Annotated in this window: 1 protein-coding gene and 1 pseudogene; one reads left to right on the top strand and one right to left on the bottom strand. The window is 36.3% G+C overall.

All coding sequences use genetic code 11. The annotated features are described in order from the left end of the window. Window positions 1-198: pseudogene (locus AC27IT_RS27835) on the top strand (YhcN/YlaJ family sporulation lipoprotein); the annotation flags it as partial. Between the two features lie 26 nt (window positions 199-224). Here AC27IT_RS27835 and AC27IT_RS27830 read toward each other — a convergent pair. Next, the coding region (locus tag AC27IT_RS27830; RefSeq protein WP_487092268.1) for a hypothetical protein at window positions 225-634 on the bottom strand (410 nt) is incomplete at its 5' end.

Here is a 634-nt window from a genome sequence, read left to right as displayed (position 1 = left end):
AAAGGTCGGCCGGTTACAGGATTTTTAGATGAATTAGCAGCCATTGTAAACCGAGTGATGCCTGAATTTGCAGAAGAAATCCGCCGAAATCCTAGTTCAACAGATACAAACAATCAAAAATTAAATAATAAACAAGAGCAAAATTTAAAGAATGAGCAGGAAAAACAATCTAATAATCATCTTCAAAAAAATGAATAAGAAAGTCGCTTAGCGGCAGGCCGCTGCTAAGCTTTTTTTATCGCTTCAATTACTTGCTTATCGAGTTTAGCGGCTGCTACTGGATCATAGGTCTTTTCATATGAAGGGTTTACTGAAATCTTAGAGCCATAGAACATGACATCTCTTACTTCATTAATATCTAGTTCAATTAGTGTCAGCTTTAAAGCTACTCCTTCTAACTTTTCCTGCACTACCTCAGCTATTCCGCTGATTGAGTAGCATGATTCATTAGCAAGAATATTTACCACTGCTTTATTCGTATGTTTAATGTTTTCTACAATCCTCGATTTGACATCTACGGCAAATCGAATTTTTTGTTTAGTCGGAGCTACTAACCACGAAATGGCACTAACATTTGGAGCGTTTGTTTCAAAATCAATAGTTGAAATGGTTGCAAATCTCTCTGTCTGTAGCT

Source organism: Brevibacillus sp. YAE8, from assembly GCF_057543335.1.
Note: the sequence above shows the minus strand (reverse complement) of the source record. Positions and strands in the feature narration are given on the sequence as shown.